General features: G+C 62.3%; 20 protein-coding genes and 3 pseudogenes. 10 read left to right on the forward strand and 13 right to left on the reverse strand.

Going from position 1 to position 24,431, the window contains the following annotated elements; all coding sequences use genetic code 11:
- Positions 1 to 57: 57 nt before the first annotated feature.
- The 3 genes from DLM46_RS23565 to DLM46_RS23575 all read right to left on the reverse strand — a co-directional run bounded on the left by DLM46_RS23565 (position 58) and on the right by DLM46_RS23575 (position 3,649).
- Positions 58 to 999, reverse strand: coding sequence for an ABC transporter substrate-binding protein (locus tag DLM46_RS23565; RefSeq protein WP_115104375.1), 942 nt, complete (start codon positions 997 to 999; stop codon positions 58 to 60).
- Positions 1,000 to 1,089: 90 nt separating this feature from the next.
- Complete coding sequence (locus tag DLM46_RS23570) at positions 1,090 to 2,115, reverse strand: ABC transporter permease (protein ID WP_115104378.1); 1,026 nt, start codon at positions 2,113 to 2,115, stop codon at positions 1,090 to 1,092.
- A gap of 22 nt (positions 2,116 to 2,137) precedes the next feature.
- Positions 2,138 to 3,649, reverse strand: coding sequence for a sugar ABC transporter ATP-binding protein (locus DLM46_RS23575; RefSeq protein ID WP_115104380.1), 1,512 nt, complete (start codon positions 3,647 to 3,649; stop codon positions 2,138 to 2,140).
- A gap of 613 nt (positions 3,650 to 4,262) precedes the next feature.
- On the opposite strand from DLM46_RS23575, the gene DLM46_RS23585 reads away from it, so the two are divergent.
- Together DLM46_RS23585 and DLM46_RS23590 are read left to right on the forward strand one after the other, a co-directional pair.
- Positions 4,263 to 4,688: an Ohr family peroxiredoxin gene (locus DLM46_RS23585; RefSeq protein ID WP_115104383.1), complete on the forward strand. Its 426-nt coding sequence runs from the start codon at positions 4,263 to 4,265 to the stop codon at positions 4,686 to 4,688.
- Between the two features lie 86 nt (positions 4,689 to 4,774).
- On the forward strand, positions 4,775 to 5,047 hold the full coding sequence (locus DLM46_RS23590) for a hypothetical protein (protein WP_115104386.1): 273 nt from the start codon (positions 4,775 to 4,777) through the stop codon (positions 5,045 to 5,047).
- 137 nt (positions 5,048 to 5,184) lie between these two features.
- Here the strand turns inward: DLM46_RS23590 and DLM46_RS23595 are convergent, their stop codons facing one another.
- Positions 5,185 to 5,808 (reverse strand): ParB-like protein, encoded by a 624-nt coding sequence (locus tag DLM46_RS23595; protein ID WP_115104388.1) that lies wholly within the window; start codon positions 5,806 to 5,808, stop codon positions 5,185 to 5,187.
- Between the two features lie 209 nt (positions 5,809 to 6,017).
- On the opposite strand from DLM46_RS23595, the gene DLM46_RS23600 reads away from it, so the two are divergent.
- Positions 6,018 to 7,184, forward strand: coding sequence for an NRAMP family divalent metal transporter (locus DLM46_RS23600; protein WP_244306344.1), 1,167 nt, complete (start codon positions 6,018 to 6,020; stop codon positions 7,182 to 7,184).
- Positions 7,185 to 7,281: 97 nt separating this feature from the next.
- On the opposite strand, the pseudogene DLM46_RS23605 reads toward DLM46_RS23600, so the two are convergent.
- Positions 7,282 to 7,428 (reverse strand): annotated as a pseudogene (locus DLM46_RS23605) (PhzF family phenazine biosynthesis protein); the annotation flags it as partial.
- A gap of 282 nt (positions 7,429 to 7,710) precedes the next feature.
- Between DLM46_RS23605 and DLM46_RS23610 the strand changes: the two are divergent.
- Positions 7,711 to 10,191, forward strand: coding sequence for a phospholipase D-like domain-containing protein (locus DLM46_RS23610; protein ID WP_115104392.1), 2,481 nt, complete (start codon positions 7,711 to 7,713; stop codon positions 10,189 to 10,191).
- Positions 10,192 to 10,202: 11 nt separating this feature from the next.
- Here DLM46_RS23610 and DLM46_RS40995 read toward each other — a convergent pair whose 3' ends face one another.
- A complete protein-coding gene (locus tag DLM46_RS40995; protein WP_279635217.1) occupies positions 10,203 to 10,337 on the reverse strand; it encodes a hypothetical protein in 135 nt (44 codons plus the stop codon).
- A 318-nt stretch (positions 10,338 to 10,655) separates the two neighbouring features.
- Between DLM46_RS40995 and DLM46_RS23615 the strand changes: the two genes are divergently transcribed.
- Complete coding sequence (locus tag DLM46_RS23615) at positions 10,656 to 11,447, forward strand: phosphate/phosphite/phosphonate ABC transporter substrate-binding protein (protein ID WP_115104395.1); 792 nt, start codon at positions 10,656 to 10,658, stop codon at positions 11,445 to 11,447.
- A 6-nt stretch (positions 11,448 to 11,453) separates the two neighbouring features.
- On the opposite strand, the gene DLM46_RS23620 is transcribed toward DLM46_RS23615, so the two are convergent.
- The 4 genes from DLM46_RS23620 to DLM46_RS23635 all read right to left on the reverse strand — a co-directional run bounded on the left by DLM46_RS23620 (position 11,454) and on the right by DLM46_RS23635 (position 17,604).
- Positions 11,454 to 13,511 carry an acetyl/propionyl/methylcrotonyl-CoA carboxylase subunit alpha gene (locus DLM46_RS23620; RefSeq protein WP_115104397.1) on the reverse strand — a complete coding sequence of 686 codons (2,058 nt, stop codon included), beginning with the start codon at positions 13,509 to 13,511 and terminating at the stop codon, positions 11,454 to 11,456.
- Between the two features lie 94 nt (positions 13,512 to 13,605).
- A complete protein-coding gene (locus tag DLM46_RS23625; protein ID WP_115104399.1) occupies positions 13,606 to 14,391 on the reverse strand; it encodes an enoyl-CoA hydratase/isomerase family protein in 786 nt (261 codons plus the stop codon).
- Positions 14,392 to 14,419: 28 nt separating this feature from the next.
- On the reverse strand, positions 14,420 to 16,027 hold the full coding sequence (locus tag DLM46_RS23630) for a carboxyl transferase domain-containing protein (RefSeq protein ID WP_115104402.1): 1,608 nt from the start codon (positions 16,025 to 16,027) through the stop codon (positions 14,420 to 14,422).
- 395 nt (positions 16,028 to 16,422) lie between these two features.
- Positions 16,423 to 17,604: an isovaleryl-CoA dehydrogenase gene (locus tag DLM46_RS23635; RefSeq protein ID WP_115104404.1), complete on the reverse strand. Its 1,182-nt coding sequence runs from the start codon at positions 17,602 to 17,604 to the stop codon at positions 16,423 to 16,425.
- 279 nt (positions 17,605 to 17,883) lie between these two features.
- Here DLM46_RS23635 and DLM46_RS23640 point away from each other — a divergent pair, with 279 nt between their 5' ends.
- The 3 genes from DLM46_RS23640 (at position 17,884) to DLM46_RS23650 (ending at position 20,810) form a co-directional block, all read left to right on the forward strand.
- Positions 17,884 to 18,642: a TetR/AcrR family transcriptional regulator gene (locus DLM46_RS23640; RefSeq protein ID WP_115104616.1), complete on the forward strand. Its 759-nt coding sequence runs from the start codon at positions 17,884 to 17,886 to the stop codon at positions 18,640 to 18,642.
- A gap of 105 nt (positions 18,643 to 18,747) precedes the next feature.
- Positions 18,748 to 19,551 (forward strand): DUF72 domain-containing protein, encoded by an 804-nt coding sequence (locus DLM46_RS23645; protein ID WP_115104407.1) that lies wholly within the window; start codon positions 18,748 to 18,750, stop codon positions 19,549 to 19,551.
- A 140-nt stretch (positions 19,552 to 19,691) separates the two neighbouring features.
- The gene (locus DLM46_RS23650; RefSeq protein WP_115104410.1) at positions 19,692 to 20,810 is read left to right on the forward strand and encodes a 3-deoxy-7-phosphoheptulonate synthase; all 1,119 of its coding nucleotides are present in this window, start codon (positions 19,692 to 19,694) and stop codon (positions 20,808 to 20,810) included.
- A gap of 207 nt (positions 20,811 to 21,017) precedes the next feature.
- Here DLM46_RS23650 and DLM46_RS23655 read toward each other — a convergent pair whose 3' ends face one another.
- Positions 21,018 to 21,296, reverse strand: a complete 279-nt coding sequence (locus DLM46_RS23655) for an HU family DNA-binding protein (RefSeq protein ID WP_115104412.1) — start codon at positions 21,294 to 21,296, stop codon at positions 21,018 to 21,020.
- A 351-nt stretch (positions 21,297 to 21,647) separates the two neighbouring features.
- On the opposite strand from DLM46_RS23655, the gene DLM46_RS23660 reads away from it, so the two are divergent.
- A complete protein-coding gene (locus DLM46_RS23660; RefSeq protein WP_115104415.1) occupies positions 21,648 to 22,031 on the forward strand; it encodes a hypothetical protein in 384 nt (127 codons plus the stop codon).
- Positions 22,032 to 22,222: 191 nt separating this feature from the next.
- Here DLM46_RS23660 and DLM46_RS23665 read toward each other — a convergent pair.
- Positions 22,223 to 22,947 (reverse strand): annotated as a pseudogene (locus DLM46_RS23665) (DUF899 family protein).
- 187 nt (positions 22,948 to 23,134) lie between these two features.
- Here DLM46_RS23665 and DLM46_RS23670 point away from each other — a divergent pair.
- Positions 23,135 to 23,582: pseudogene (locus tag DLM46_RS23670) on the forward strand (hypothetical protein); the annotation flags it as partial.
- A 76-nt stretch (positions 23,583 to 23,658) separates the two neighbouring features.
- On the opposite strand, the gene DLM46_RS23675 reads toward DLM46_RS23670, so the two are convergent.
- The gene (locus DLM46_RS23675; RefSeq protein WP_115104417.1) at positions 23,659 to 24,264 is read right to left on the reverse strand and encodes a peroxidase-related enzyme; all 606 of its coding nucleotides are present in this window, start codon (positions 24,262 to 24,264) and stop codon (positions 23,659 to 23,661) included.
- Positions 24,265 to 24,431: the final 167 nt, after the last annotated feature.

Below are 24,431 nucleotides of genomic sequence, written 5' to 3' on the forward strand. Positions count from 1 at the left end.
GAAAAGAAGAGGAGGCGCCGCGCGCCCTCCTCTCCCGCCGCGTCCTGGCGGCAGCGCTCAATCGTAGAGCACAGCGGCGATCTTCGGATCGCTCATATTGCTCTTGTCGTACCAGTAGAAGCCCGTGTCGACCTTCTTGGGCAGCTTCTCGCCCTTCAGCGCCTTCACCGCGGAGTCGACAACGCATTTGCCGATGCCGACCGGATTCTGCGTGATAGCGCCGGCCATCAGCCCCGAATTGATGTCCTCCTTCTGCTCCTTGCCGGAGTCGTAGCCGATCAGGACGAGCTTCTTGCCCGACTCCTTGACGCCGATCGCGGCACCCTCCGCCGAGCCCTCATTAGCGCCGAAAATGCCCTTGAGATTGGGATTGGCCTGGATCATCGCCTTGGCGATTTCCGCCGACTTCAGATGGTCGCCGCCGCCATACTGGACCGAGACAATCTTGATGTTCGGATGCTTCGCCTTCATCTCGTTCAGGAACCCGTCGCGACGATCGATGCCGGTGCGGCTGGTCTGGTCGTGCACGATCACGCCGACCTCACCGGCATTGCCGACCGCCTCGGCCATCTTGTCGGCGGCGAGCGCGGCCGCGGCAAGATTGTCCGTCGCGCACGTCGTCAGCGGAATGTCGCTGTCGACGCCGGAGTCGAAGGCGATGACCGGTATTTTGGCGGCCTGCGCCCGCTTCAACAGCGGAATGGCCGCTTTGCTGTCGAGCGCTGCGATGCCGAGCGCCTGGGGTTTCTTGGCCAGCGCGGCCGAAAGCATATCGATCTGCTTGTCGACCATGGCCTCCGTTTCCGGTCCCTCGAACGTGATCCTGACCTTGTGCTCCTTCGCCCCCTGTTCAGCGCCGGCCTTGACGGCCTGCCAGAACTGGTGCTGGAAGCCTTTCGAGATGAGTGGAATGTAGGCTTCGTCCGCGCGGACAAGACTCGTCCCGCCGATGAGCGCGCCGACGCCAACCACGACACCAATTAGTTTTCTTTTCAACATGGGTAGCTCCTCCTAAGGTGGCCATCAACCTTCAGCCGTTGGGGGAGCCTTGGCGCTCCCTTTCCTGATTCTTGTCCGGTTCGTCCAGCTTCAGCTTTTCTTGCGCCGCAAAATATCGGCATACACCGCGAGAATGATGATGAGGCCCGTCACCACGATTTGCCATTCCTGCGCGACGGACATGATGCGCAGGCCATTGGTCAGCACGCTCATGATGAACGCGCCGATGATCGTGCCCAGAATCGTGCCCGCACCGCCGCTGAGCGAGGTCCCGCCGATCACGACCGCGGCGATCGCTTCGAGTTCATAACCCTGGCCTAGCGCCGGCTGGGCCGAATTCAGGCGCGACGCGATAAGGAGCCCCGCGACGCCGCAAATTGCCCCGGCCAGCCCGTAAATCGCGATCTTCCACCGATCGACATTCACGCCGGAAAGGCGGACGGCTTCTTCATTGCTGCCGAGCGCGAATGTATAGCGGCCGAGCGCCGTGCGATTCAGCGTGATCGAACTCACGACCGCAAGGAAAAACAGGATCAGGACCGCGTTCGGGATAGGCAAGTTCGGCAGGACATAGCCGATCAGCGAATCCTGAGAAATCATGTAGAAGTTTTCGGTGTCGTTGAAATAGATCGGCTTGTCGGCCGAGACGACCAGCGAAAGCCCTTTCAGCAGCAGCATCATGCCCAAGGTGGCAATGAAGGGCGGTATCTTCATTTTCGCCGTGAGGGTTCCCGAAACGGTGCCGCAGATCGCGCCCGTGCCGATCGCAGCCACGACACCGATCCACATCGGCAAATGCCAGAAGGTCAGAAACACGCCGCAAATGACCGCCGTGAAGGTCATCAACGTGCCGACCGACAAATCGATGCCTCCGGTGATGATGACGAACGTGCAGGCGATCGCCAGCACGCCGTTGACCGCCGTTGCCTGCAGAATCCCGAGAATATTGACCGTCTGCATGAAAGCGGGCGAGGCGAAGCTGAAAAAGGCCAGCAGCAGGATCAGGCTCGCGAAGGCCAGCAGCTTTTGCAGAGCGGCCGGCGCGAAGATGCGGGCTCTAAGGCCGGACGGCTGTCCCTCATTGGCCAGCGCCGACGTATCCGATGGCTGTGTCATAAATTGGATCGCTCCTCGAGGCTCACGCCGCTTTCAAGGTTTCGCGCTGCGTCGCCAGGTGCATGATGCGCTCCTGCGTCGCCTGCGCAGCTGAGAGTTCGCCGGTGATACGCCCCTCGCACATCACGACGATGCGGTCGCTCATGCGCAAGATTTCCGGCAATTCCGACGAGATCATCACGATCGCCTTGCCTTGTTCGGCGAGCGCGCGCAGCAGCTTGTAGATTTCGCTCTTGGCGCCGACGTCGATGCCGCGCGTCGGCTCGTCGAAGAAAAGCACGTCGCAGTCGCGCTCGAGCCACTTCGCAATCACGATTTTCTGCTGATTGCCGCCCGACAGAAGCCGCACCTGCTGCGCCGCGGACGGTGTACGAATGGCGAGCACATTGATGAAATGGGAGGCTGTCCGGCGTATCTGAGCGCGGCGCAAGAAAAAGTTGAGCGACAGGAATTTGCGCAAGTTGGACATCACGATGTTCGATTCGACGTCCATGCCGGTCGCGAGGCCGAAGCGCTTGCGGTCTTCCGAGAGATAGCCGATGCCACGCGCCACCGCGTCGCTCGGCTGCCTGATCGTCGCTTTCACGCCTCTCACGACAATTTCGCCGGATTCGACCGGATCGGCTCCGAACACCGCCCGGGCGACCTCGGTGCGGCCGGCGCCCATCAAGCCGGCAAAGCCCAATATCTCGCCTTTGTGCAGCGTGAAGCTCACGTCTCTGACCAGCGGACCGGCGTTCAGATTCTTCACTTCGAGTGCGACCTCGCCCTTGTCCGCGACGCTGTGAGAAGGCGCGACGTCGGTCAAGGTTCGCCCGACCATCATGCCGATGATCGTTTCGACGCTGGTGTCCGCGGCGGCGACGGTGGCCACATATTCGCCGTCGCGCAGCACGGTGACGCGGTCGGAAATCTGCTTCAGCTCGTCCATCTTGTGGGAGATATAGATGATTCCCACGCCCCGGCTCTTCAGCTCCCGGATGATGCGGAAAAGCTCGGCGATCTCGGCGTCGTTGAGCGCCGAGGTGGGTTCGTCCATGATCAGGACGCGCGAATCGAACGACAAGGCCTTCGCGATCTCGACCATCTGCTGCCTCGCGACGGTGAGCGTGCCGACCACCGCGCGCGGGTCGATATTCACATGCATGCGGACGAGAAGGTCGCGCGCCTGCGCGTTGAGCTTGTCTTCGTCGAGGAACAGGCCGAGGCGTCCGCGCGGCTCGCGGCCGATGAACATGTTCTGGGCGACGCTCAGATGGTTCATCAACTGGAGTTCCTGATGAATGATGCACACGCCCATGGCCTGCGCCTCACGCGGGCTCGGGAACTCGACCGGCTGGCCGTCGAGGAGGATTTCGCCGGAATCGCGGGTGTACACGCCGGCGAGGATTTTCATCAGCGTCGACTTGCCGGCGCCATTCTCGCCCACCAGCGTATGGACTTCCCCCGCCACGAGATCGAACTGGACTTCGTGAAGCGCCCTCACGCCGGGAAAGCTCTTGCTGAGCCTGTTCACGGAAATGAGCGGAGTCATGGCGCGGATTCAACGGCAAAGCCGCGACGGCCGCTGGCCTCATGACGAGGAGCGGGTCGAAAAAGTGCTGGGAGTCGCCAGACAGCGCGGCTGAAATCGCAACGAGAAGCCAGGCACATTGCTGGTCCCCAAAACCGATGTGCCACCATTTTACGACGCTCAGCCGCAGCGGCTCAAGCGTAGGCATTCCCTAGTGTGATGCGGTCATGCGCAATGTATCGCGCGCGCTTGCGGCCGGATGTGCAATTGATGCCGCCCCAATTGAGCCGCCCGGACACTACCCACAACGGTCCGGATCCGCCCGGAGGGTCCGGTTATTCACGATGCACGGCAATCAGAAAGCGTGCCGCTCCAGCCCGGCGCGCGGGTCGACGAGACCGTTGCCGCCGAACAGCTGGGACGAGTGCATCATGCCGACGATGGTCCCGAGCGGACCGAGCAGCGGCGTCACGCTGATCCTCGCCGGATTCCTGCCTCTCCCTATTAAAAATCGTATGCGATTAAATCTTATACGATTGACATGTCGCATCGCTTCCTTCAATATGCATCGCATGCGATCTAAACGCATACGAGCAAAACCACCCAACACCCCTTATCCATCAAGGAATTCATCATGACCAGGATCGAAACTGTCCTCCTCACAGGCAAGACCCACACGACGGCAAGCGGCCGTGACGGCCGCGTCGACCTCAAGCTCTCGTCGCCCGGTAACGCCGGCGGCGACATGACGTTTGCGGCCGTCCAGGCGCATCCCACCGCGGAACAGCTGTTCGCCGGTGCGTGGTCGGCCTGCTACATCTCTGCCATCGGGCTCGTGGCCAAGGAGAAGAAGGTGAAGCTTCCGTCCGATCTTTCCGTTGAGGTCGAGGTGGATCTGGGCAAGAAGGGCGAGGCCTACCTCCTCCAGGCCCGCTTCAATGTCAGCGTGCCGGGCGTGGCGCGCGAGGTCGCCGAGGCTATTGCGCACGCGGCGCACGAGATCTGCCCGTATTCGAAAGCCACCCGGGGCAACATCGACGTCGCCGTCAACCTGGTTTAGCCCGAACCGGTAACTGAACTGACATGCGGGGCGCAATCCGGCAAGGCATGCGCCTCCCTCTGAACATCTTTTAGCGAAATTCCATCATGAAGACCAAACTCATCGTTGCACTGCTCGTCGCACTTTCGGCTTCCGCCGCCGTTCCCGCGTTCGCCAGCGGTTATGGTCCAGCCCCCTCTTACCGGCCCTCGGTTGGCGCACCCGCGTCGCAACGCGGTCCGAGCGTGCAAACCCTCGCCGCCGAGCGCGACGACGCTACCGGCTCGCAAGAGTCGTATGGCGGCGTAGTCCCCGGCCACTCCCAATCGGCGAACCGTGCCGCCGCGACTCCGGGCGACAGCCTCTACGCCCGTCACTAGATCGCGGATCCCCGTCGCTGGACCGTTGCGCATCGTCGCGCCTGATACGCAACAGTGCCAGCACCGCTTGCCCGCCCTTTGCGCCGACGTAGCTGTGCGGATACCGGACACCTGCGGCGGCGAAGACGGACGACGCGTCAACGGCCGTCCGTCATCCCGGACCAGCCGGGCAGATACCGGGCCTCAGGTGTGTGGGCAAGGGTCTTCGCCTGATCGACCGCCTTCGCAAAGTTCTTGCTGATCTTGCCAGCCGGCACGCGTGGGCGCAGAAAATCGGCCCACAGGAATTCGCTGAACGGCGTCGCATCCTTCGCATAGCCGCCCACCCGGCGCAGTTCGCCGGCGAGACTCCTATAGGGGTCGTCCGTGAGTCCGGTTACGGTCCTGGGCAGGTGTTCGTAGTCGTATCGCGAGCCATCGGCACCGAATGGATGGACCCACTGGTTGTGCTCCATCATGCGCCAGAAGATTGTGTTATCCAGCCACGACAGGTCCTTCAGCATCATCACCTTCACTTGCTTGACACCTTCCTCGAGCAGCGCAAGCCCAAGGTGATGATGGTCGACGATGTAATAGCGCTGCTCCGGGCCCAGCACGGCGGGAAACCAGTGCGAAGCAATGGCCTCACTGCGCGCCTTCTTGCTGAGTGTCTTCCAGTGGTCGCGCTTTTCGGTGACCTCGCGGTAACCCACCGTCATCTGTGTAGGACGCAATGCGGTGAGTTTCGCTGGGAGCAGATGAATGTCGGAACTCGGGACCATGATTTGCCTCGTGGGAATGGTTTGCCGCAACAATAGCGTGGATCATTCATGCTGTTGCATGCCCGTCGACGGCACCGTGCGCGCTACAATCCGTCGCCGGATACTACCTTCACTTCCTTTCAGAACGCATGACTGGTTCCCCGCTGCCAAAACCGAAGGTCTCGCCCCGTCTGCGCTGGGTTGCTTCATGGGGACCTGGACTGCTCGTCATGCTCGCTGACTGCGATGCCGGGAATGTCGTCACGGCGGCGCATGCCGGCGCGCAATGGGGTCTTCATCTTCTGGTGGTGCTTCCTGGGCTCATTCCGCTGCTTTACATGGTCCAGGAACTCACCGTCCGACTCGGCATTTTCACCGGGCGAGGCCACGGTGAACTCATCCGCTCGAACTTCGGTCCGTTGTGGGCATGGATATCGGCAATCGGACTGGTCATTGCCGTGCTCGGTTCGCTTGTGACCGAGTTCACTGGAGTCGCCGGCGTGGGCGAGATGTATGGTGTCTCGCGGTCCGTCACCTTGCCGCTTGCCGTTGTCGCGCTGACAGCCGTCGTGCTCACCGGCTCGCATAGACGCGTGGACAAGGCCGCAATTGTCATCGGGGCCTTCGAATTGACCTTTTTCGTTGTGGCGTGGAAGGCGCACCCGGACATCCACGACCTGTTCCCGCAAATGACTGACCTCCCGCTCGGCAATCGTCAGTTCGGATACCTTGCCGCTGCGCTGATTGGCGCGACGTTCAATCCATGGATGGTCTTCTATCAGCAGGCGGCGGTCGCGGATAAAAAACTCACTCCGCGAGACTACACGGCGGCTCGGGTCGAAACGGCCATCGGTGCGGTCCTCACGCAGCTACTGACGGCAGCGGTCCTTGTCGCCGCGGCAGCAACGCTATCGGGAAATGGTCAACCACGCGCCTTACAAAGCGTGGGCGAGATTAGCGTCGCCCTCGCGACAGTAGTGGGCCCACACGCTGGACGCGTCCTCTTCAGTGCCGGAGTTCTTGGCGCGTCGATGGTGGCGGCCATTGTCTGTTCGCTGTCTCTGGCGTGGGGGCTGGGCGAAGTGGCGGGATACAGGCGCTCGCTCGAAGACCGGCCCGCGAGTGCGCCGTGGTTCTACGGGGTGTATGTGGCCTCCGTCGCCGGCAGCGCTTACGTCGTCTGGCTGGCGCCGAACCTCGTTTCGTTGAACGTCGCTGCGCAGGTAGTCAACGCGTTAATGCTGCCGCTTGTGGTTGGGTTGCTCATCGCGCTTAGCGTCACCGCCCTACCTCATCGGCATCGGCCTCGCGGCGCTTACTTGTGGCTTGTCTGCGGCATTGCAGCGGTAGTGTGTGCAGCCGGCGCCCTTGGCGCGGGCCTCAGCTTTCTTTCGTGAGAAGCGCTCTGTCCTGTCGCTGAGACAAGAATGTATGACCGCTTATCCGCCAAATGCCGGCTCCCTGGATAGGCGCGCGCAGATGAGCGATTGCCTCGGTCGCCGACGTGAGATTGAACTGTGCCGCAAGAGCCAGCATGGTCACATCGTCCAGGCCCCGCGCGTCGTCGAACACGCACAACGGATTACCGCCAAAAGTCGATTCGGCGAACACGTTCAGCAGACGCAAGGTGTAGGTGTTCATGCAATGCTCACGTAAGCGACAGATCGGCCAAGAGCGAACGCGACATACTACCTGAGCGGCTAGCGTGGGATGACAGTGCGCGCGCCTGCCCCGCTTACTTGCAGGACCAGCAGGCCGTGACCCACAACGGCACTTCGCTGCTCCTGCGGCGTAAGCGGGCCAACTGTCACCCCGAGTCGCGGCGCTGTCTGCACCGCAATACCGACCTCGCTGTCATTGCCACGCCATATCAGCCCGGCACGCTGAGTAGTCTCAGCCCACAACCCGCCAGGGAGACACGCCATGCTGACTGCTCGCGTTGGAATCGTTTCGCAATCCGCCGCTGTGCCTTACACCGACGTCGTGCGCGTCGCACAAGCGCTCAACCTCCAGATCAGCCGCGACCTCGGGCCCATCTGGAATGTGTCGGGCGCCGTCGTCGCTCTCGAATCCGCCGACCACCTCGATCCGGGCATCTGGCCTGTGTATATCGTGGACGAAGTTCAGTCGGGCGCGGCCGGCTTTCATCTGACCGAGCACAATCAGCCGTTCGCGGTGGTGCTGGCCGGCGACACCTGGTCTCTGTCGGCGAGTCACGAAGTCATGGAAATGCTGGTCGATCCAAGCGGTAACCGGCTCACCGCGGCGAACGCCGTCGCGATCATCGACAACGAGGTCCAGGACGGCAACGGCAAAGTCGAATTCCTGGTCGAGATCTGCGATCCATCCGAAGACGCCAGCAACGCCTATCTCATCGACGACGTGCTCGTCTCGGACTTCTACACGCCGCACTATTTCGATCCCGCCGGCACGGCGGGCGCGCGCTACAGTTTCAGTGGCCGGATAAGCCGCCCGCGCCAGGTGCTGCCGAACGGCTACCTCACCTGGTTCAATCCGCAGAACAACAAACTCCAGCAAGTCCGGCATTTCGGCGCGCCCGAGATCGTCGACCTGGCGACCGGCCAGCCCGGCGGTGGATCGCTGACGGGCGGGCGTTCTCTGCGCAGCTTCGTCGACAGTCTCTCGCCGTTTCCGCACTCGCTGTCGCATCTCAAGGCGAGCACGCCGGCCGTGATCCGGCGCGACGCACGGCGCTCGATGTTCGCCAGCGCCTTGCCCACCGGTGCGGCACTGTTTGCGGCGGCGCTCGCCAACGTCAGGAGCGCTGCGGCCGGCGCAAGCGCTGCACCGCATGACATGCAGGCGATCGACATTCGGACGATGCTCGACGCGCACGCCGAGTCCTTCAGGCAACCAGGCATCCTGTCGGTACGGAGCGGCTTGCAATGGCCCACGCTGACGAGCGGCGTCACGCGCGCCATCGTCGTGACGACGGAGCCGGACCAACGTGCCGCCGCGGAAGCTTCGCTGCCGAAGGTCTTCGACGGTGTACCCGTCGAGGTGCGCGCCGCCGGTCCGATGGAATCGCTGCGCGCGCTCGATCCGGCGAAATATTTCGCGCTGGCCGAAGCACGTCACGAACTCCGGCAACCGGATTTCGCGGATCAAGTCTTTTTCGACGGACAAGGCAACGAGCACGCGAATCCGCCGATGCCGCTGACGGCCTTTGCCACCGCACGCGCACAGAAGGAAGAGATCGCGTACACACCGGCTCCCGGAGCAAGTCTCGACGCTGTCACCGCACAGGTCTCGCTCGTACTGCACGCGAGCCCCGATGCGGGATGGGCCGAGCTATCGAATTTTATCGAGGGCATTCGCGAGGAACTGGTGGTCGGCATGTACGACTTCACCTCGGCGCACATTCTCACCGCCCTCGACAATGCGCTTGCCGGCGGCAAGAAACTGACGCTCACGCTCGATCATCCGGCGAAGAACCCGTCCGCCGATCAAACAGACGAAGAGACGCAGGCTGATCTTCTGGAACATCTGGGCGATCACTTCACCGGCACCTGGGCGCTCACCAACGCCGACCCGAAAGCCCCGGTCTGGATCTATCCGAACGCGTATCACATCAAGGTGGCGGTGCGCGAAGACGATACGTTGTGGCTCTCTTCGGGCAACTGGAACAACAGCAATCAGCCGGAAATCGATCTATCGGACGTGACGGCCGCGCGCAAGCTCGCCACGACACACGATCGCGACTGGCATGTCATCGTCACCAGCAAGGCGTTGGCGGACACGTTCCGGGCTTTCCTGCAGCACGACTATACGGTCTCTCACGACGCGATCGTCGCGGCCAGTGCACAAGGCGCGGCGCTTGGCGGGAACGGCGCCGCCGCCCTCGAGGTGCCGATCGAAGCGCTCGCGGCCGGCAAGGCGCCGCGCCAGTTCTTCGCCCCGAAGACGCTCGCCGACAACATCAGGATTCAGCCGCTGCTGACTCCCGATAACTATCAGCCGCATGTTCAGGCGCTCATCGAGTCCGCCCAGCGACGTTTTTACATGCAGACTCAATATATCCATCCGAGCGGACGTCCCGACGATGCGCAGCATGACGCGTTGATCGCGGCCGTAAAGGCGCTCATCGACCGGGGGCTCGACGTGCGTCTGATTACCAGTCAGTTCCAGAACGACGCATGGGTAGAAAAACTGGTCGCGGCGGGCATTCCGTCATCCGTGCTGCGGCGTCAGGCGAACGTTCACAACAAGGGCATCGTGGTCGACGGGAGCGTCGTGATGGTCAGCAGCCAGAACTGGTCGGCTGACGGCACGCTGCGTAATCGCGACGCGGGCCTGATCATCTATAACGCCGATGCCGCGACTTATTTCGAGCAGATCTTCCTGCACGACTGGGATTATCTTGCGTCGCCGGTGGGGAGTTGAGTAAGCGGATATCAGTGGCGGCGCAGGACCGATCGCATATCGCGCACGTCGCCGTCATCGGGCCGGCCGTCGGATTCCTTGTTCGATTCGAGCGCGGCGCCGACGCGCTCTGGATCGGACGCCAGCGACGTCTCGATCTTGCGCACGCAGGATCGTCTCGTTGACATGCTGATACGAAGCCGCTGCGGAAAAGCAGTCGGCGTGGACGGGGGGCGTCAGACACAGCAGCGTCGTCAGAAGCGCGGTCGTTCGAATGACCATATGCAGATCCGTCGGAAGCGTGGGGTGCGCCAATCATAAAACCACGCTCGCGCAGGGCCATTGCAGAGTGCGAACCTGTGACGCGGAGCGCGAATCCACTGCTGTGCCGGCACCCAAACCGTGCCATCACGGCGGTCTCCGCCCGGGGCCGGCTTCGCGCCAGGGGATATATAGCGCGCGGCCGATATGTCAGAATCGCGGGCATGACCTGGATTGCCACCCTGCCGATGTATAACGTGACGCCCGCCCTCGCCGCTGTTTGGCGCGAGTGGCTGGGTGATGTGTTGCGGACGGTCGAACCGGCGTGCCGTATCGTCGAGCCCGATGGCGAACTGCACGCGCTGTGGCGACGCGCCGATCTGCTGATCTCGCAGACTTGCGGTTATCCGCTGATGCATGGCTTGCGCGAGCAGGTGCAATTGATCGCGACGCCGCAATTCGACGCACCGGGCTGCGACGGCGCGCTTTATTCAAGCGTGCTGGTGACGCGAGCGGACGCGCCGTTCGATTCGCTGGCGGACTGCCGTGGCGCGCGCGCCGCCTACAATCAGGACGATTCGAATAGCGGCATGAATGTGTTCCGGCATGCGGTGGCGCCGCTTGCGCTTAGCGGGGTATTTTTTAGCGCTATCGTGCGCACCGGTTCGCATCTCGGCTCGTTGCGAGCAGTTGTGGACAATGAAGCTGACGTCGCCACGATCGATTGCGTGACGTTCGCCTTTGTCTGCGATGAATTGCCGGAACTGGCAGAGAAAGTTCGGCAGATCGGTGTGACGGCCGCGTCACCGGGTTTGCCTTTGATTGCCTCCGGCACCGTGCCTTCAGCAACTATCGAAGCACTATGCGAGTCGCTGAACCAGGCGCTCGCCGCACAACCCGATCGCGCAAAACGCCTGCGTTTGAAGGGCTTTTCCGCGCTCCCTTTTGTCGACTACGAGCGCATCACGCAACTGGAAAACGAAGCGCGGGCCTTGGGTTATCCGCGCCTCGCCTGAAGTCCCCTATTCCACGTTCAGCACCAGAAGCTGCGCTCCATCGGTAACCTGATCGCCGACTGCGTACAGCACTTCCGACACCGTACCGGCCGCCGGTGCGCCAATGGTGTGTTCCATCTTCATCGCTTCCATCACGATCAGCGGCTCGCCCTTCTTCACCACGGCGCCCGGTTCGACCAGCACCGCGATGACCTTGCCGGGCATCGGCGCGGTCAGGCGGCCTTCGCCGCCTTCGGCATCCGCCGCGTGCGCGAGCAGATTCTGCCATTCGAACGCGAGCGCTTCGCCCAGGCAGAAGACGTGGAACGTATCGCCGTCGACGAATACGCGGCCTGTCGCTCGCGCATCGCCGATCGTCGCGCGGAATTCGTGCCGGCCCGCGCCGCCCGACCAGCTGAAGCCCTCGCGCACGCCGTCGTGTTCGAGCGTTTGCGTGCTGCCGTCGCGCGCGAAGCTCACCGTGAAAGCGGTGTCGTTCTCGACATCGCGCCAGCCGAGTGTTTGCGTGTAGCCGCTGTTCAGGCGCCAGTGCGACAGCGCATCCCACGGCGAAGCGCCGTGCGCGGTGCCGCCTTCGCGCGTCAGCAATGCAGCGCAGGCGAGCGCCAGCGCTTCCTTGAACGGCTTCGTCACGGGCGCGAACAGCGCGTCATGATGACGCTCGATCAAACCCGTATCGAGGTCGCCTGTCGCAAACGGCTCGCTCGTGACGATGCTTTGCAGGAACTCGACGTTGGTATGCGGGCCGACCACTTCGCATGCATGCAGCGCGCGATTCATGCGCGCCAGCGCTTCGTCGCGCGTCGCGCCGTGGACGATCAGCTTCGCGATCATCGGATCGTAGAACGGCGTGATCGTGTCGCCCTCGCGCACGCCGCTGTCGATGCGTACCGGCGCTTTGCGTCCCGACTCGCCCAGGCCGGCCGCGCCTAAACCGGCCGTGCCCAGGCCGGCCGCGTCGATGCTGAACTCGACGCCTTCCGGCATGCGCAGATGCTTGAGCGTACCCGTCGACGGCAAGAAGCCGCGCGCCGGATGCTCGGCGTAAATACGCGCTTCGATCGCATGACCGTCGATCCTGATTTGCTGCTGGGTAAGCGGCAGCGGTTCGTTCGAGGCGACGCGCAGTTGCCATTCGACCAGGTCCTGCCCCGTCACCATTTCCGTGACCGGATGCTCGACCTGCAAGCGCGTGTTCATTTCCATGAAGTAGAAATCGCCCGTAACGGTCATGATGAATTCGACCGTGCCCGCACCGACGTAATTCACCGCGCGCGCCGCGGCCACGGCCGCTTCGCCCATCTCGCGTTTGATTTCGGCGGACAGCCCCGGCGCCGGGGCTTCTTCCAGCACCTTCTGGTGACGCCGCTGCACCGAGCAGTCGCGATCGAACAGATAGACCGCGCCGCCGTGACGGTCCGCGAACACCTGCACTTCCACGTGACGCGGCCGCGTCAGATACTTTTCGATCAGCACGCGATCGTTGCCGAAGCTGCTCGCCGCTTCGCGCTTGCACGACGCCAGCGCGGCAGCGAAATCTTCGCTGCGCTCGACGACACGCATGCCTTTACCGCCGCCGCCCGCGCTTGCCTTCAGCAGCACCGGGTAACCGATCGCGTCAGCCTCGCGGTGCAGCAGTTGCGCGTCCTGATCGTCGCCGTGATAGCCAGGCACGAGCGGCACGGCCGCCGCATGCATCAGCGCTTTCGCGGCGGCCTTCGAGCCCATCGCGGCGATCGCTTCGACCGGCGGTCCGATGAAGACGATACCCGCGAGTTCGCACGCATGCGCGAAGTCTTCGTTTTCCGACAGGAAGCCGTAGCCGGGATGCACCGCTTGTGCGCCGGTGGCGCGCGCGGCTTCGATGATGCGCTCGATGCGCAGATAGCTTTCCGCCGCCGTCGAACCGCCGATATGCACCGCTTCGTCGCAGGCCGTGACGTGCTTCGCGTTGGCGTCCGCATCGGAATACACGGCCACGCTCGCGATGCCGAGCCGCTTGCAGGTTGCCGCGACGCGGCAGGCAATCTCGCCCCGGTTCGCAATCAGAATCTTGTTGAACATGAGATGTCTCGGTGAGGTGTCCCGTTGCGGGGCTGGTGTTCTGTGGGAGGCCTGCAAGCGCCCGGGTTTTCTCGTGAGGCGATCGTAAGGCGAGCTAGCTTCGCCAGGACGGTGTGCGTTTTTCGAGGAACGACGCGACGCCTTCGCGGCCTTCCGCGCCGGCTCGCGTGCGCGCAATGCGCGCCGCCGTGTCTTCGATCATCGCGTCGTTCAGTTCATGGCCCGCGATGTCCTGCACGAGCTGCTTGCACGCGCGCACCGCTTGCGGGCCGTTCGCGCAGAGCGTTTCCGCGATTTGCCGGACCGTTGCATCGAGTTGCTCCGCGGCGACCGCTTCGCTCACCAGACCGAGCCGCCATGCCGTTGCGCAATCGAACTGCTCGGCGGTCGTGAAGTAGCGGCGCGACGCCTGCTCGCCCAGCGCGCGAATCACGTATGGCGCGATGGTGGCCGGGATCAGGCCCAGACGCGCTTCCGACAGGCAAAAGCGCGCACTCTCCACCGCCACGACGATATCGCACGCCGAAATCAATCCCATGCCGCCTGCGTAGGCATCGCCGTTCACGCGCGCGATCACCGGCTTGCTGCAGCGATAGATCGATGCCAGCATGGTCGCCAGCAACATCGCATCGGCGCGGTTCTCGTCGTCCGAGTAGCCGGCCATTTTCTTCATCCAGTTCAGATCGGCGCCCGCGCAGAACGCCTTGCCGTTCGCGGCGAGCACGACCGCGCGCACCTCGTCGCGTTCGTTCAGGGCGGTGAAGGCCGAGGTCACTTCGGCAATCATCGTTTCGTTGAACGCGTTGCGCACGTCCGGGCGATTCAGCGTGACCGTGGCGATCTGTCCGTCGATCGCGACATTCAGCGTTTCGTATTGCATGCTATGAGCTCCTGCGCTGAGCACAGCTTCACATTCTGAACACGCCGAAACGCGTGTCTTCGATTGGCGCGTTCATGGTGGCCGATAGGCCGAGACCGAGTACGTCGCGCGTTTGCGCCGGATCGATCACGCCGTCGTCCCACAGCCGCGCGCTCGCGTAGTACGGGTGGCCTTGATGTTCGTATTGATCGCGGATCGGCTGCTTGAACGCCTCTTCCTCGTCGGTGCTCCACGAACCGCCCTTGCCTTCGATACCGTCGCGCTTGACGGTGGCCAGCACCGATGCGGCCTGCTCGCCGCCCATCACCGAGATGCGCGCGTTCGGCCACATCCACAGGAAGCGCGGCGAATACGCGCGGCCGCACATGCCGTAGTTGCCCGCCCCGAACGAGCCGCCGATGATCACCGTGAACTTCGGCACCTTCGCCGTCGCCACGGCCGTCACCATCTTCGCGCCGTTACGCGCGATGCCTTCGTTTTCGTATTTGCGGCCCACCATGAAGCCCGTGATGTTCTGCAAGAACACCAGCGGAATCTTGCGCTGGCAGCACAGTTCGATGAAGTGCGCGCCCTTGAGCGCCGATTCCGAAAACAGAATGCCGTTGTTCGCGATGATGCCGACCGGATGGCCCCAGATATGCGCGAAGCCGGTCACGAGCGTGGTGCCGTAACGGGCCTTGAATTCGTCGAACGCGGAATCGTCGACGATGCGCGCGATCACTTCACGGATATCGAACGGCTTCCTCGTATCCACCGGAATCACGCCGTACATGCTCTTCACGTCGTAGCGCGGCGGCTTCGGTTCCTGCAACGCTACCGGTACCTGCTTCGTGCGATTCAGATTGCCGACGATGCTGCGCGCAATCGCCAATGCATGCGCGTCGTTCTGCGCGAGATGATCGACCACGCCCGACAAACGCGTATGCACGTCGCCGCCGCCGAGGTCCTCCGCGCTCACCACTTCGCCGGTTGCGGCTTTGACGAGCGGCGGCCCGCCGAGAAAAATCGTGCCCTGATTTTTGACGATGATCGACTCGTCGCTCATGGCCGGCACATAGGCGCCGCCCGCGGTGCACGAGCCCATTACGACGGCGATCTGCGGAATACCTGCCGCCGACAGATTCGCCTGGTTATAGAAGATGCGGCCGAAGTGATCGCGATCCGGGAACACCTCGTCCTGATTCGGCAGATTGGCGCCGCCCGAGTCGACCAGATACACGCAAGGCAAATGATTTTCCGCGGCGATTTCCTGCGCGCGCACGTGCTTTTTGACGGTGACCGGATAGTAGGTGCCGCCCTTGACGGTTGCGTCATTGCAGACGATCACGCACTCCTGCCCTGCAATGCGGCCGATGCCGGTGATCACGCCCGCGCCCGGCGCGTCGTTGTGGTACATGCCATAGGCTGCGAGCTGCGAGAACTCGAGAAACGGCGTGCCCGGATCGAGCAGTTTCTCGATGCGCTCGCGCGGCAGCAGTTTGCCGCGGCCCGTGTGCTTGTCGCGCGCCGCCTGGCCGCCGCCCAGCGCGAGCTTGTCGATCTTCGCGCGAAGATCGGCGACCAGCGCTTCGAGCGCCGCCGCGTTGGCGCGGAAATCGTCCGAGCGCGGATTCAGCTTTGATTCGATGATCGGCATTGCTTGGCTTCTCCTGTGTCGACCAGAGTTAGCGCTTCAGCGCTTACTCTGGTCCCATGCAAAGCGGTCGACCAGAGTTAGCGCTTCAGCGCTTACTCTGGTCCCATGCAAAGCGGTCGACCAGAGTTAGCGCTTTAGCGCTTACTCTGGTCCCATGCAAAGCAGTCGACCAGAGTTAGCGCTTCAGCGCTTACTCTGGTCCCATAGCGCTTACTCTGGTCCCTTAGCGCTTACTCCGATCCCATGCAAGGTGGTTGCTATCGTCGCTTTCGGTAGCCCTGCAGTGACGCGCTGCATTGGGTCGTGCGTCGTAGTGCGCTGCAGGCTGCAGTGGTCCGCAGCGCGCAGTGCTCCCGCAGTGATCCGCGAGGCAGCACGACGCGCAGCGTTGTGACTCAGGCCGTTTCGGCGAACAGTTCGCGACCGATCAGCATGCGACGGATTTCGCTCGTGCCCGCTCCGATTTCATAGAGCTTGGCATCGCGCCACAGACGTCCGACCGGGTACTCGTTGATGTAGCCGTTGCCGCCGAGAATCTGGATCGCTTCGCCGGCCATCCACGTCGCTTTTTCAGCGGTATAGAGAATCACGCCCGCGCAGTCTTTACGCACCTGGCGCACGTGTTCCTTGCCGAGCGTATCGAGTTGCCGGCCGACCGCGTACAGATATGCGCGGCAGGCCTGCAGCGTGGTGTACATATCGGCGACTTTGCCTTGAATCAGCTGGAATTCGCCGATCGGCTGACCGAACTGCTTGCGGTCGTGGATATACGGCACGACCGCGTCCATCACGGCGACCATGATGCCGGTCGGGCCGCCCGCGAGCACCGCGCGCTCGTAGTCTAGGCCGCTCATCAGCACCTTCGCGCCGCCGTTCAGCTGACCGAGGATATTTTCTTCCGGCACTTCGACGTTCTCGAACACCAGTTCACCGGTATGCGAGCCGCGCATGCCGAGCTTGTCGAGCTTTTGCGCGACCGAAAAACCCTTCATGCCCTTCTCGACGATAAACGCGGTGATGCCACGCGCATTCGCTTCGGGATCGGTCTTGGCATACACGACCAGCGTGTCGCAATCCGGGCCGTTGGTGATCCACATCTTGGTGCCGTTGAGCACATAGTGGTCGCCCTTCTTGTCGGCGCGCAGTTTCATGCTGACCACGTCCGAGCCCGCGTTCGGCTCGCTCATGGCGAGCGCGCCGATATGTTCGCCCGACACCAGCTTCGGCAAATACTTCTGCTTTTGCGCTTCCGTGCCGTTGCGATGAATCTGGTTGACGCACAGATTCGAATGGGCGCCGTACGAGAGGCCGACCGACGCCGAGGCACGCGAGATTTCTTCCATCGCGACCATGTGCGCGGTGTAGCCCATGCTCGCGCCACCGTATTCTTCCGCGACCGTCATGCCGAGCACGCCCAGGTCGCCGAATTTGCGCCACAGGTCCATGGGGAATTGATCCGTGCGATCGATTTCCGCGGCACGCGGGGCGATTTCCTTGGCCGCGAAACCTGCGATGCTGTCACGCAGCATTTCGATTTCTTCACCGAGCGGGAATTGCAAACCGGGCAGGATGCTCATTACTGTGTCTCCAGAGTTCATTGGCGGCCGGTCAGCCATGGCAGGCGCCGGCTTGTCTGAGTGCGGCTCAGCGGACAGCGTGGCCTTGTGGGCCGCACCCATCATCCCGCACGAGACGCGAAACCGTTCAAGGCGCATTTCACGCTAGATTTACGTATACGTCAATAGGTATTTTTGAGTTTTACTCAGAAACTCGTGTTTGTGCTTTTTCTACTGCTCAGGCGTGATAGGATCGACGTCACCGGGGTTATCTGCCTCACAAATCTGAACTTGACTCATATGACGGTTGCCTTGAAAGCCGAGTTGCCTGCCTCACGCCGCCAGCCAGCCGGGCGCAAGTCGCAGCAGCGCGTGAAGGAGATTCTTCAGGCGGGGCGCGAGGTGTTCTCCGAGCGGGGCTACGAGCGCGCGACGACCTCGGAGATTGCCCAGCGTCTGGGCATTTCCGAGGCAACCGTATTCAGTTATTTCCGCGGCAAGCGGGAGTTGTGCGCACGGGTGATCGGCGACTGGTATGACGAGATCATCGCGGCGATCGAATCCGGGTTGCCGCGTGACGGCAGTGTGCGTCAGCAGTTTGCTTTCATTGTGCGAACGCATTTGCGGTTGATGCTGGTCAACGGCACCGACCTGTGCGCCCTGGTGTTGTCGGAGGGCCGGGCGCGGCATCATGAGCTTGGCGAGGCGCTGACCGAGTTGCAGCGCCGGTATACCGCGCCGTTGATGCGTGTGTTGGCGCAGGGGCAGGAGACCAGACAGATTCGCTCCGACATGCCGTTGCGGTTATTGCGTTCAATGGTGTTTGGGCCGATGGAACACGTGCTTTGGGACGCGACATTGGCAAATCGGCATATCGATATCGACGCGACCGCGGATCAGTTGATCGATGTTTTGTGGGCCGCGCTGATACCGCCGGATGTCGCAGCAAATGCTTTGCAGCGCTTCAAGGCTGAGGTGGATGAAGCTACCCGGCGGTTCGAAGAGTCTTCAAGGAAGGCACCTGGTGGTGCGCGCGGTGAGCGCACGCCGGGGGATTAGAGTTGTGCCCGGGGCGTTGGCAAACTGACAAACCAGCGTCGCAAAGGCAAAAAAATCCGCTAATCTATCCCTCCCCAGCGAAGCCAGAACACCAGGAGCGCCTCAATGCCAACGGCCAAAAATCCAACCATTAAGATCGGCATAGGCGGCTGGACCTACGCACCCTGGCGCGGCACTTTCTACCCGTCAGACCTGGCCCAAACCCGCGAGCTGCAATACGCGAGCCAGAACCTGACATCGATAGAAATCAACGGCACCTTCTACGGCCTGCAAAAGCCGTCCAGCTACGAGAAGTGGTACCAGGAAACGCCGGAAGACTTCGTCTTCTCCCTGAAAGCCCCCCGCTATGCGACCAACAGAAAAGTCCTGGCGCAAGCCAATGAAACCATAGAACGATTTTTCGCCAGCGGCGTATTGCTGCTCAAGCAAAAACTAGGGCCCATCAACTGGCAATTCGCGCCAACCAAAAAATTCGACACAGAAGACTTCGAAGCTTTCCTGAAACTGCTCCCGCAAAGCATCGAAGGTCAAAAACTGAGGCACGCAATCGAAGTCCGCCACGAAAGCTTCAAGACCCCGGAGTTCATTGCGCTAGCCAGACAATACCAGGTGGCAATCGTGCTGTCCGGCGACAGCGACTACCCGCAAATCGCCGACATCACCGCGCCATTCGTCTACGCCCGCATCATGGGCACGACAGACAAACAGGCCAAAGGCTATTCGACCCAAGCCCTCGACGCATGGGCCGAGCGCGCCCGCCAGCTTGCCGCCGGCAAAACACCCGAAGACCTGCAAACAGCTGCCGCCGCGCCCGCTAAAACGTCCGCACGCGACGTCTTTCTGTATGTCATCAGCGGCTTCAAGGAACGCAATCCGGCCGCCGCCATGGCACTGATCAAACGCCTCTGAGAACCATCGTCATCTCGGCAACACCACGCGAGTGTCATAATCCCGGCAGCGAACCAGCAAGCAGGCAGGCAAACCAACCAGCCAGCAAGCAGGCCTTCATCCATCGAGGCCATTTCATCATCACGGCCCGGGAGAACATTTTGAGCGCCATCGACAATCCTCTGCACGATCAGGAAGTCGGCTCTGCCGACGCCACCCAGGACACCACGCGCATCGACGACGTTCGTATCGGCGCGGTACGTCCGCTCATTTCCCCTGCCCTGTTGCAGGATGAACTGCCGGTACCGCCCGCAGTACAGACTCTCGTCGAAGAAAGCCGCGTGGCGATTGCCGAGATCCTGCACGAGCGCGACGATCGCCTCGTGATGATCGTCGGACCCTGCTCGATCCACGATCACGATCAGGCAATCGAATACGCACACCGGCTCAAGCAAGCCGCCGACACCTACAAGGACGATCTGCTGATCGTGATGCGGGTCTACTTCGAAAAACCGCGCACGACAGTGGGCTGGAAGGGCTATATCAACGATCCGCGTCTCGACGGCAGCTTCCGTATCAACGAGGGTCTGCGCCTCGCACGACAACTGCTGCTGGACATCAACGGTCTCGGCTTGCCGACGGCCACCGAATTTCTCGACTTGCTGAGCCCGCAATACATCGCGGATCTGGTCGCGTGGGGCGCGATCGGCGCGCGCACGACCGAGAGCCAGAGTCACCGGCAGCTTGCATCTGGACTGAGCTGCCCGATCGGCTTCAAGAACGGCACCGACGGCGGCGTGCAAATCGCCGCGGATGCCATCGTCGCGGCGCGCGCAAGTCACGCGTTCATGGGCATGACCAAGATGGGCATGGCCGCGATCTTCGAAACGCGCGGCAACGACGACGCGCATGTGATTCTGCGCGGCGGCAAGCAAGGACCGAACTACGACAGCGCGTCGGTCGAGGCAACGTGCGCCGCGCTCAGGTCAGCCGGACTGCGCGAGCAGGTCATGATCGATTGTTCGCACGCGAACTCGGGCAAGTCTCACTTGCGTCAACTGGAGGTAGTGCAGGATATCGCGCGGCAACTGTCGCAGCGCGAGCGCCGCATCATCGGCGTCATGCTCGAAAGTCATCTGGAAGAAGGCCGTCAGGATCTGAAACCTGGCGTGCCGCTGCGCTACGGCGTGTCGATTACCGATGCGTGCGTGAGCTGGGCGCAGACCGAACCGGTGCTCGAAGCGCTCGCTGAAGCTACCCGGCAACGGCGCGCGGGCTGATCGCGGCAGGGTGCGTATCGCAAGCGTGCCAGGCGCACCGAGCGCACTAAGCCGCAGTAAGCGCACTAGAGGCGCTGCACGCGCCGCACCAACCGCCGATTGTGTGTGTCACCGGGGTTGGGCTGCGTGTTGTTCCTCACGCCCGATGCATCGCTCGCCGCACGTTCCTGCGGCGGGCGTCGATGCGCCGGCGCGAGGCGCGTTGCATTAAGAAGCGTTGACGGCTTCCTTGAACGCCTTGCCGGCGGTGAACTTCACCGTCTTGGCTGCCGCGATCTGGATCTCGGCACCCGTCGACGGATTGCGGCCCACGCGTGCAGCACGCGCGCCGGTCGAGAAAGAACCGAAACCGACCAGTTGCACCGTATCGCCGCCCACCACTGCTGCGGTTACCGCGTCGACGATTGCGTCGATGGTTTGGCCGGTGGCCGCTTTGCTTTCGCCCGTCGCTGCGGCGACTGCATCAATCAGTTCCTGTTTGTTCATAGCACTTCCCGTTTGGTAATCATGGAACCGGCGCCACATCTGTTGCGCCGGGACCGACACACTAACGCATAGGCGCGGGTTCACGCAAACCTTGGGTGTAAGCCTTGTATCACCCGCCCAGCGGCAATTTGACGTTTTTTTGCCGCAAAGCGCCATAAGAATCGCGAGCTTACGGTTTTATGTCGCCCTACAAAGCGCCGCCGCGCATCACAATCCGTTGCAATTTCAGTGCTTTAGCGTGGGCTGGCCACGGCTGGCAGGCTTTTCCCGTATGTTATGGCGAAAACGCAAACAGCCTGTTTTCGCCGTCGACAGCGCGCGTGGCCATTAAAGATTGGTGAGTGAAAAAAGATGAAATTTCGCGAAATTGCAACATGGGCTCTGCTCGCCGCGTCGTCTTGCGCACTCGCGGCGACCGACGACGGCGCGTGCGCCACGCTGGTCGGCACGGCAAATTCAGCCATGCCGCCAAGCTTTCAGCTGCGTGACGGCGAGCCGGTCGACCTCGTTGGCGGCACAAAAACCGTGCATGGCAGGCTGCTGGTCTTCGCCGACGGCGGCACATATCGTGCGTACTGGCAGCCCGAAAATAGCGCTGAAAAATATGTGCTGGCGAATGCAGGTCTGAACAGCGTCCGTTTGATCTCTGCACCTACTCAGGGCACGCCGGCAAAAAATGGCGAACCTGGAACGACGCTCGCACCCCAGCGCGTGCTGTCTTGTCCGGCGCTCTGACGCGATAACGCTTGCTGATCGATTTTCCTACGACATGCGTCGAGTCAAGCCGCTCAGTTATCCTGCGCTTTTACGCAAGGCACGGGTTACCGAACGCATCCGCACTGCGATGCGCAAAGCAATGGCCGCGCGCGCCGCAACGCGGCCGCAAAAATCGAAGCTGTGCTAACCATCCGGCACGGCAGAACTCGTCAACGCGTGACGCCGTACTCCAGTTTCGGATACCAGTTGCTGTCGCGTCCCGCCGGCGTCATGTCGAGCAGGGTCCATATCGGCATGGGGTCGGGTGCGCCGCGCTGGTCCTGACCGGGGTCCGCCGTCGACGGTCCCATCTCCTCAGCCCAGAAATGCCGCACGGTGCCGCCCGAACGCGTAAACACGTCGAAGGCGGCGTAGTCGTCGCCATCGGGATCTTCGGCGGCGTAGTCGCGGTTGAAGCTGTTGCCGCCCGACGAATACAGGCGTAAATAGCGCCAGCCTCGTTCCTTCTTGAACGCGACCAGTTTTTCGATCGGCGAGCGCGCAATCACCGCAAAAGCCACGCGTTGCAGGATGTCGGGCATTTCGCCGTCGTAAGCGCTCAGCAACGAGGTGCACATCGGACAAGGCCGCGCGCGCTTCGGGCCGAACATCCAGTTGTAGGTGATGAGCGTATCGTGCGTGCCGAACATGTCCGGCAGCGTCACCGCGCCCTCTTCGCCCTCGAAGCGGCAATCCTGCGGCACGACGCCGCCAGGCGGCAGCGCGTGGCGCTGCGCGGCCACTCGTTCAATGTGGCGCCGCAATTCGATTTCTTCGGCCAGCAGTTCGTTGCGCGCGCTGCGATATTCCGCGCTCTCCCCGGGAAACCGTCGGGCAATTCGGCCAGCAGCCTGGCCGGCTTCAGCGGTTGTGCGGATGCGTGTACGTCAGTCATCAGCGATCTCCTCTTGCAGAAAAGGGACATAGGGCGCGATGCAGGGCCGACCGATCGGTTAGCGCATTTCCTCCCCTGCGTTTTTGCCACTGCATGTTCGCCCTATAGCCACGACGAACGATGCTCCCGCAAATCGACAACCTACGCGAATTTTTTTGCGGCCGACTCGGAATTCGTACCCGGCGTAGGTGGCTTTCGCATTCACGCGGTCGACGTCAGAAGCGTGACGATCGGCGCCTTCTTTCTGCTGCCGAAATCATCCGCTTCGGTCGTGATTTTTGCGGCCGTCATCGGTCTGACGTGGCTCGGGACCGTGCCGCTGACGAGCGGACTGGTGGCGAAGATTCGGCACTCGCCACCTGGGAAGCCTGTTCGGCGTCTGCTTTCTGAGCCACCAGATCGGCTCGTTTCTCGGCTCGTTTCTCGGCTCGTTTCTCGGCTCGTTTCTCGGCTCGTTTCTCGGCGCGTGGCTAGGCGCGTGGCCAGGCGGTCTGGTGTCCGATCTGAGCGGCTCTTATTCGCTGTTGTGGGAGGCCACGGTCGTGGCCGGACTCGTAGCGGCAATGCTGCGCTTCCCGATCGACGACCGCACGGTGAGCTCGCCGACGCTGCGCGCGAGGACGACTAGCGCATGAACGCAGCACGGCGCGAACACGCTAGCAGTCTACGTGCTGTGCCCGCGCGATCAGATGTCCGAAGCAAGCGATGAAGCTACTGTTGCAGCGCGTCGGCAGTGGTTTTCGGCACACGGCCCATCAGATAGAACTCGTCGTTCGGGCGCATGGAAATGACGTTCGCCATCCGGTTCGACAGGCCGAAAAACGCAGTAATCGCAGCGATATCCCAGACGTCTTCGTCGGAAAAACCGTGCTCGCGCAGGGCCTGGAAATCGGCGTCGTCGACCGCACCGGACTCGCGGCAAACCTTCAGCGCGAAGTCGAGCATCGTCTTCTGACGCGCGGTGATGTCCGCCTTGTGATGATTGACGGCGACCTGTTCCGCGAGCAGCGGCGCCTTTTCGTAAATGCGCAGAATCGCGCCGTGCGCGACCACGCAGTACAGGCAATCATTCACCGCGCTGGTTGCGACGACGATCATTTCGCGCTCGCCTTTGGTGAGCCCTCCTTCTTTGAGCATCAGCGCATCGTGATACGCAAAAAACGCGCGAAATTCGTCCGGGCGATGCGCCAGCGTCAAGAACACGTTCGGGACAAAGCCGGCTTTCTCCTGCACTTCAAGGATGCGGGCCCGGACGTCGTCGGGCCATTCACCTGGCGCCGGCACGGGGTAGCGGCTGATCGGCTGAAGGTTTGCCATGGCGTGTCTCCGTTGTATATGTAGGTGCACGACGATTGTAGCAACCGGGCCGCTGCCTCGCCGGCCGGCGCCGCCGCGATGCTCGCGCCCGATCGACGCTCGCGTCGCATCGTCCATGCCGGTATCTGGCCGGCCCTTCCAGAAGCACTGACAATCCTGTATTTTCG

The organism is Paraburkholderia lacunae, from assembly GCF_003353175.1.
GTDB lineage: Bacteria > Pseudomonadota > Gammaproteobacteria > Burkholderiales > Burkholderiaceae > Paraburkholderia > Paraburkholderia lacunae.

Bases quoted from the DNA above. Each gene is read 5' to 3' on its own strand.
- DLM46_RS23565 (WP_115104375.1), bottom strand. From the start codon at position 999: ATGTTGAAAAGAAAACTAATTGGTGTCGTGGTTGGCGTCGGCGCGCTC.
- DLM46_RS23570 (WP_115104378.1), bottom strand. From the start codon at position 2,115: ATGACACAGCCATCGGATACGTCGGCGCTGGCCAATGAGGGACAGCCG.
- DLM46_RS23575 (WP_115104380.1), bottom strand. From the start codon at position 3,649: ATGACTCCGCTCATTTCCGTGAACAGGCTCAGCAAGAGCTTTCCCGGC.
- DLM46_RS23585 (WP_115104383.1), top strand. From the start codon at position 4,263: ATGACCAGGATCGAAACTGTCCTCCTCACAGGCAAGACCCACACGACG.
- DLM46_RS23590 (WP_115104386.1), top strand. From the start codon at position 4,775: ATGAAGACCAAACTCATCGTTGCACTGCTCGTCGCACTTTCGGCTTCC.
- DLM46_RS23595 (WP_115104388.1), bottom strand. From the start codon at position 5,808: ATGGTCCCGAGTTCCGACATTCATCTGCTCCCAGCGAAACTCACCGCA.
- DLM46_RS23600 (WP_244306344.1), top strand. From the start codon at position 6,018: ATGCTCGCTGACTGCGATGCCGGGAATGTCGTCACGGCGGCGCATGCC.
- DLM46_RS23610 (WP_115104392.1), top strand. From the start codon at position 7,711: ATGCTGACTGCTCGCGTTGGAATCGTTTCGCAATCCGCCGCTGTGCCT.
- DLM46_RS23615 (WP_115104395.1), top strand. From the start codon at position 10,656: ATGACCTGGATTGCCACCCTGCCGATGTATAACGTGACGCCCGCCCTC.
- DLM46_RS23620 (WP_115104397.1), bottom strand. From the start codon at position 13,511: ATGTTCAACAAGATTCTGATTGCGAACCGGGGCGAGATTGCCTGCCGC.
- DLM46_RS23625 (WP_115104399.1), bottom strand. From the start codon at position 14,391: ATGCAATACGAAACGCTGAATGTCGCGATCGACGGACAGATCGCCACG.
- DLM46_RS23630 (WP_115104402.1), bottom strand. From the start codon at position 16,027: ATGCCGATCATCGAATCAAAGCTGAATCCGCGCTCGGACGATTTCCGC.
- DLM46_RS23635 (WP_115104404.1), bottom strand. From the start codon at position 17,604: ATGAGCATCCTGCCCGGTTTGCAATTCCCGCTCGGTGAAGAAATCGAA.
- DLM46_RS23640 (WP_115104616.1), top strand. From the start codon at position 17,884: ATGACGGTTGCCTTGAAAGCCGAGTTGCCTGCCTCACGCCGCCAGCCA.
- DLM46_RS23645 (WP_115104407.1), top strand. From the start codon at position 18,748: ATGCCAACGGCCAAAAATCCAACCATTAAGATCGGCATAGGCGGCTGG.
- DLM46_RS23655 (WP_115104412.1), bottom strand. From the start codon at position 21,296: ATGAACAAACAGGAACTGATTGATGCAGTCGCCGCAGCGACGGGCGAA.
- DLM46_RS23660 (WP_115104415.1), top strand. From the start codon at position 21,648: ATGAAATTTCGCGAAATTGCAACATGGGCTCTGCTCGCCGCGTCGTCT.
- DLM46_RS23675 (WP_115104417.1), bottom strand. From the start codon at position 24,264: ATGGCAAACCTTCAGCCGATCAGCCGCTACCCCGTGCCGGCGCCAGGT.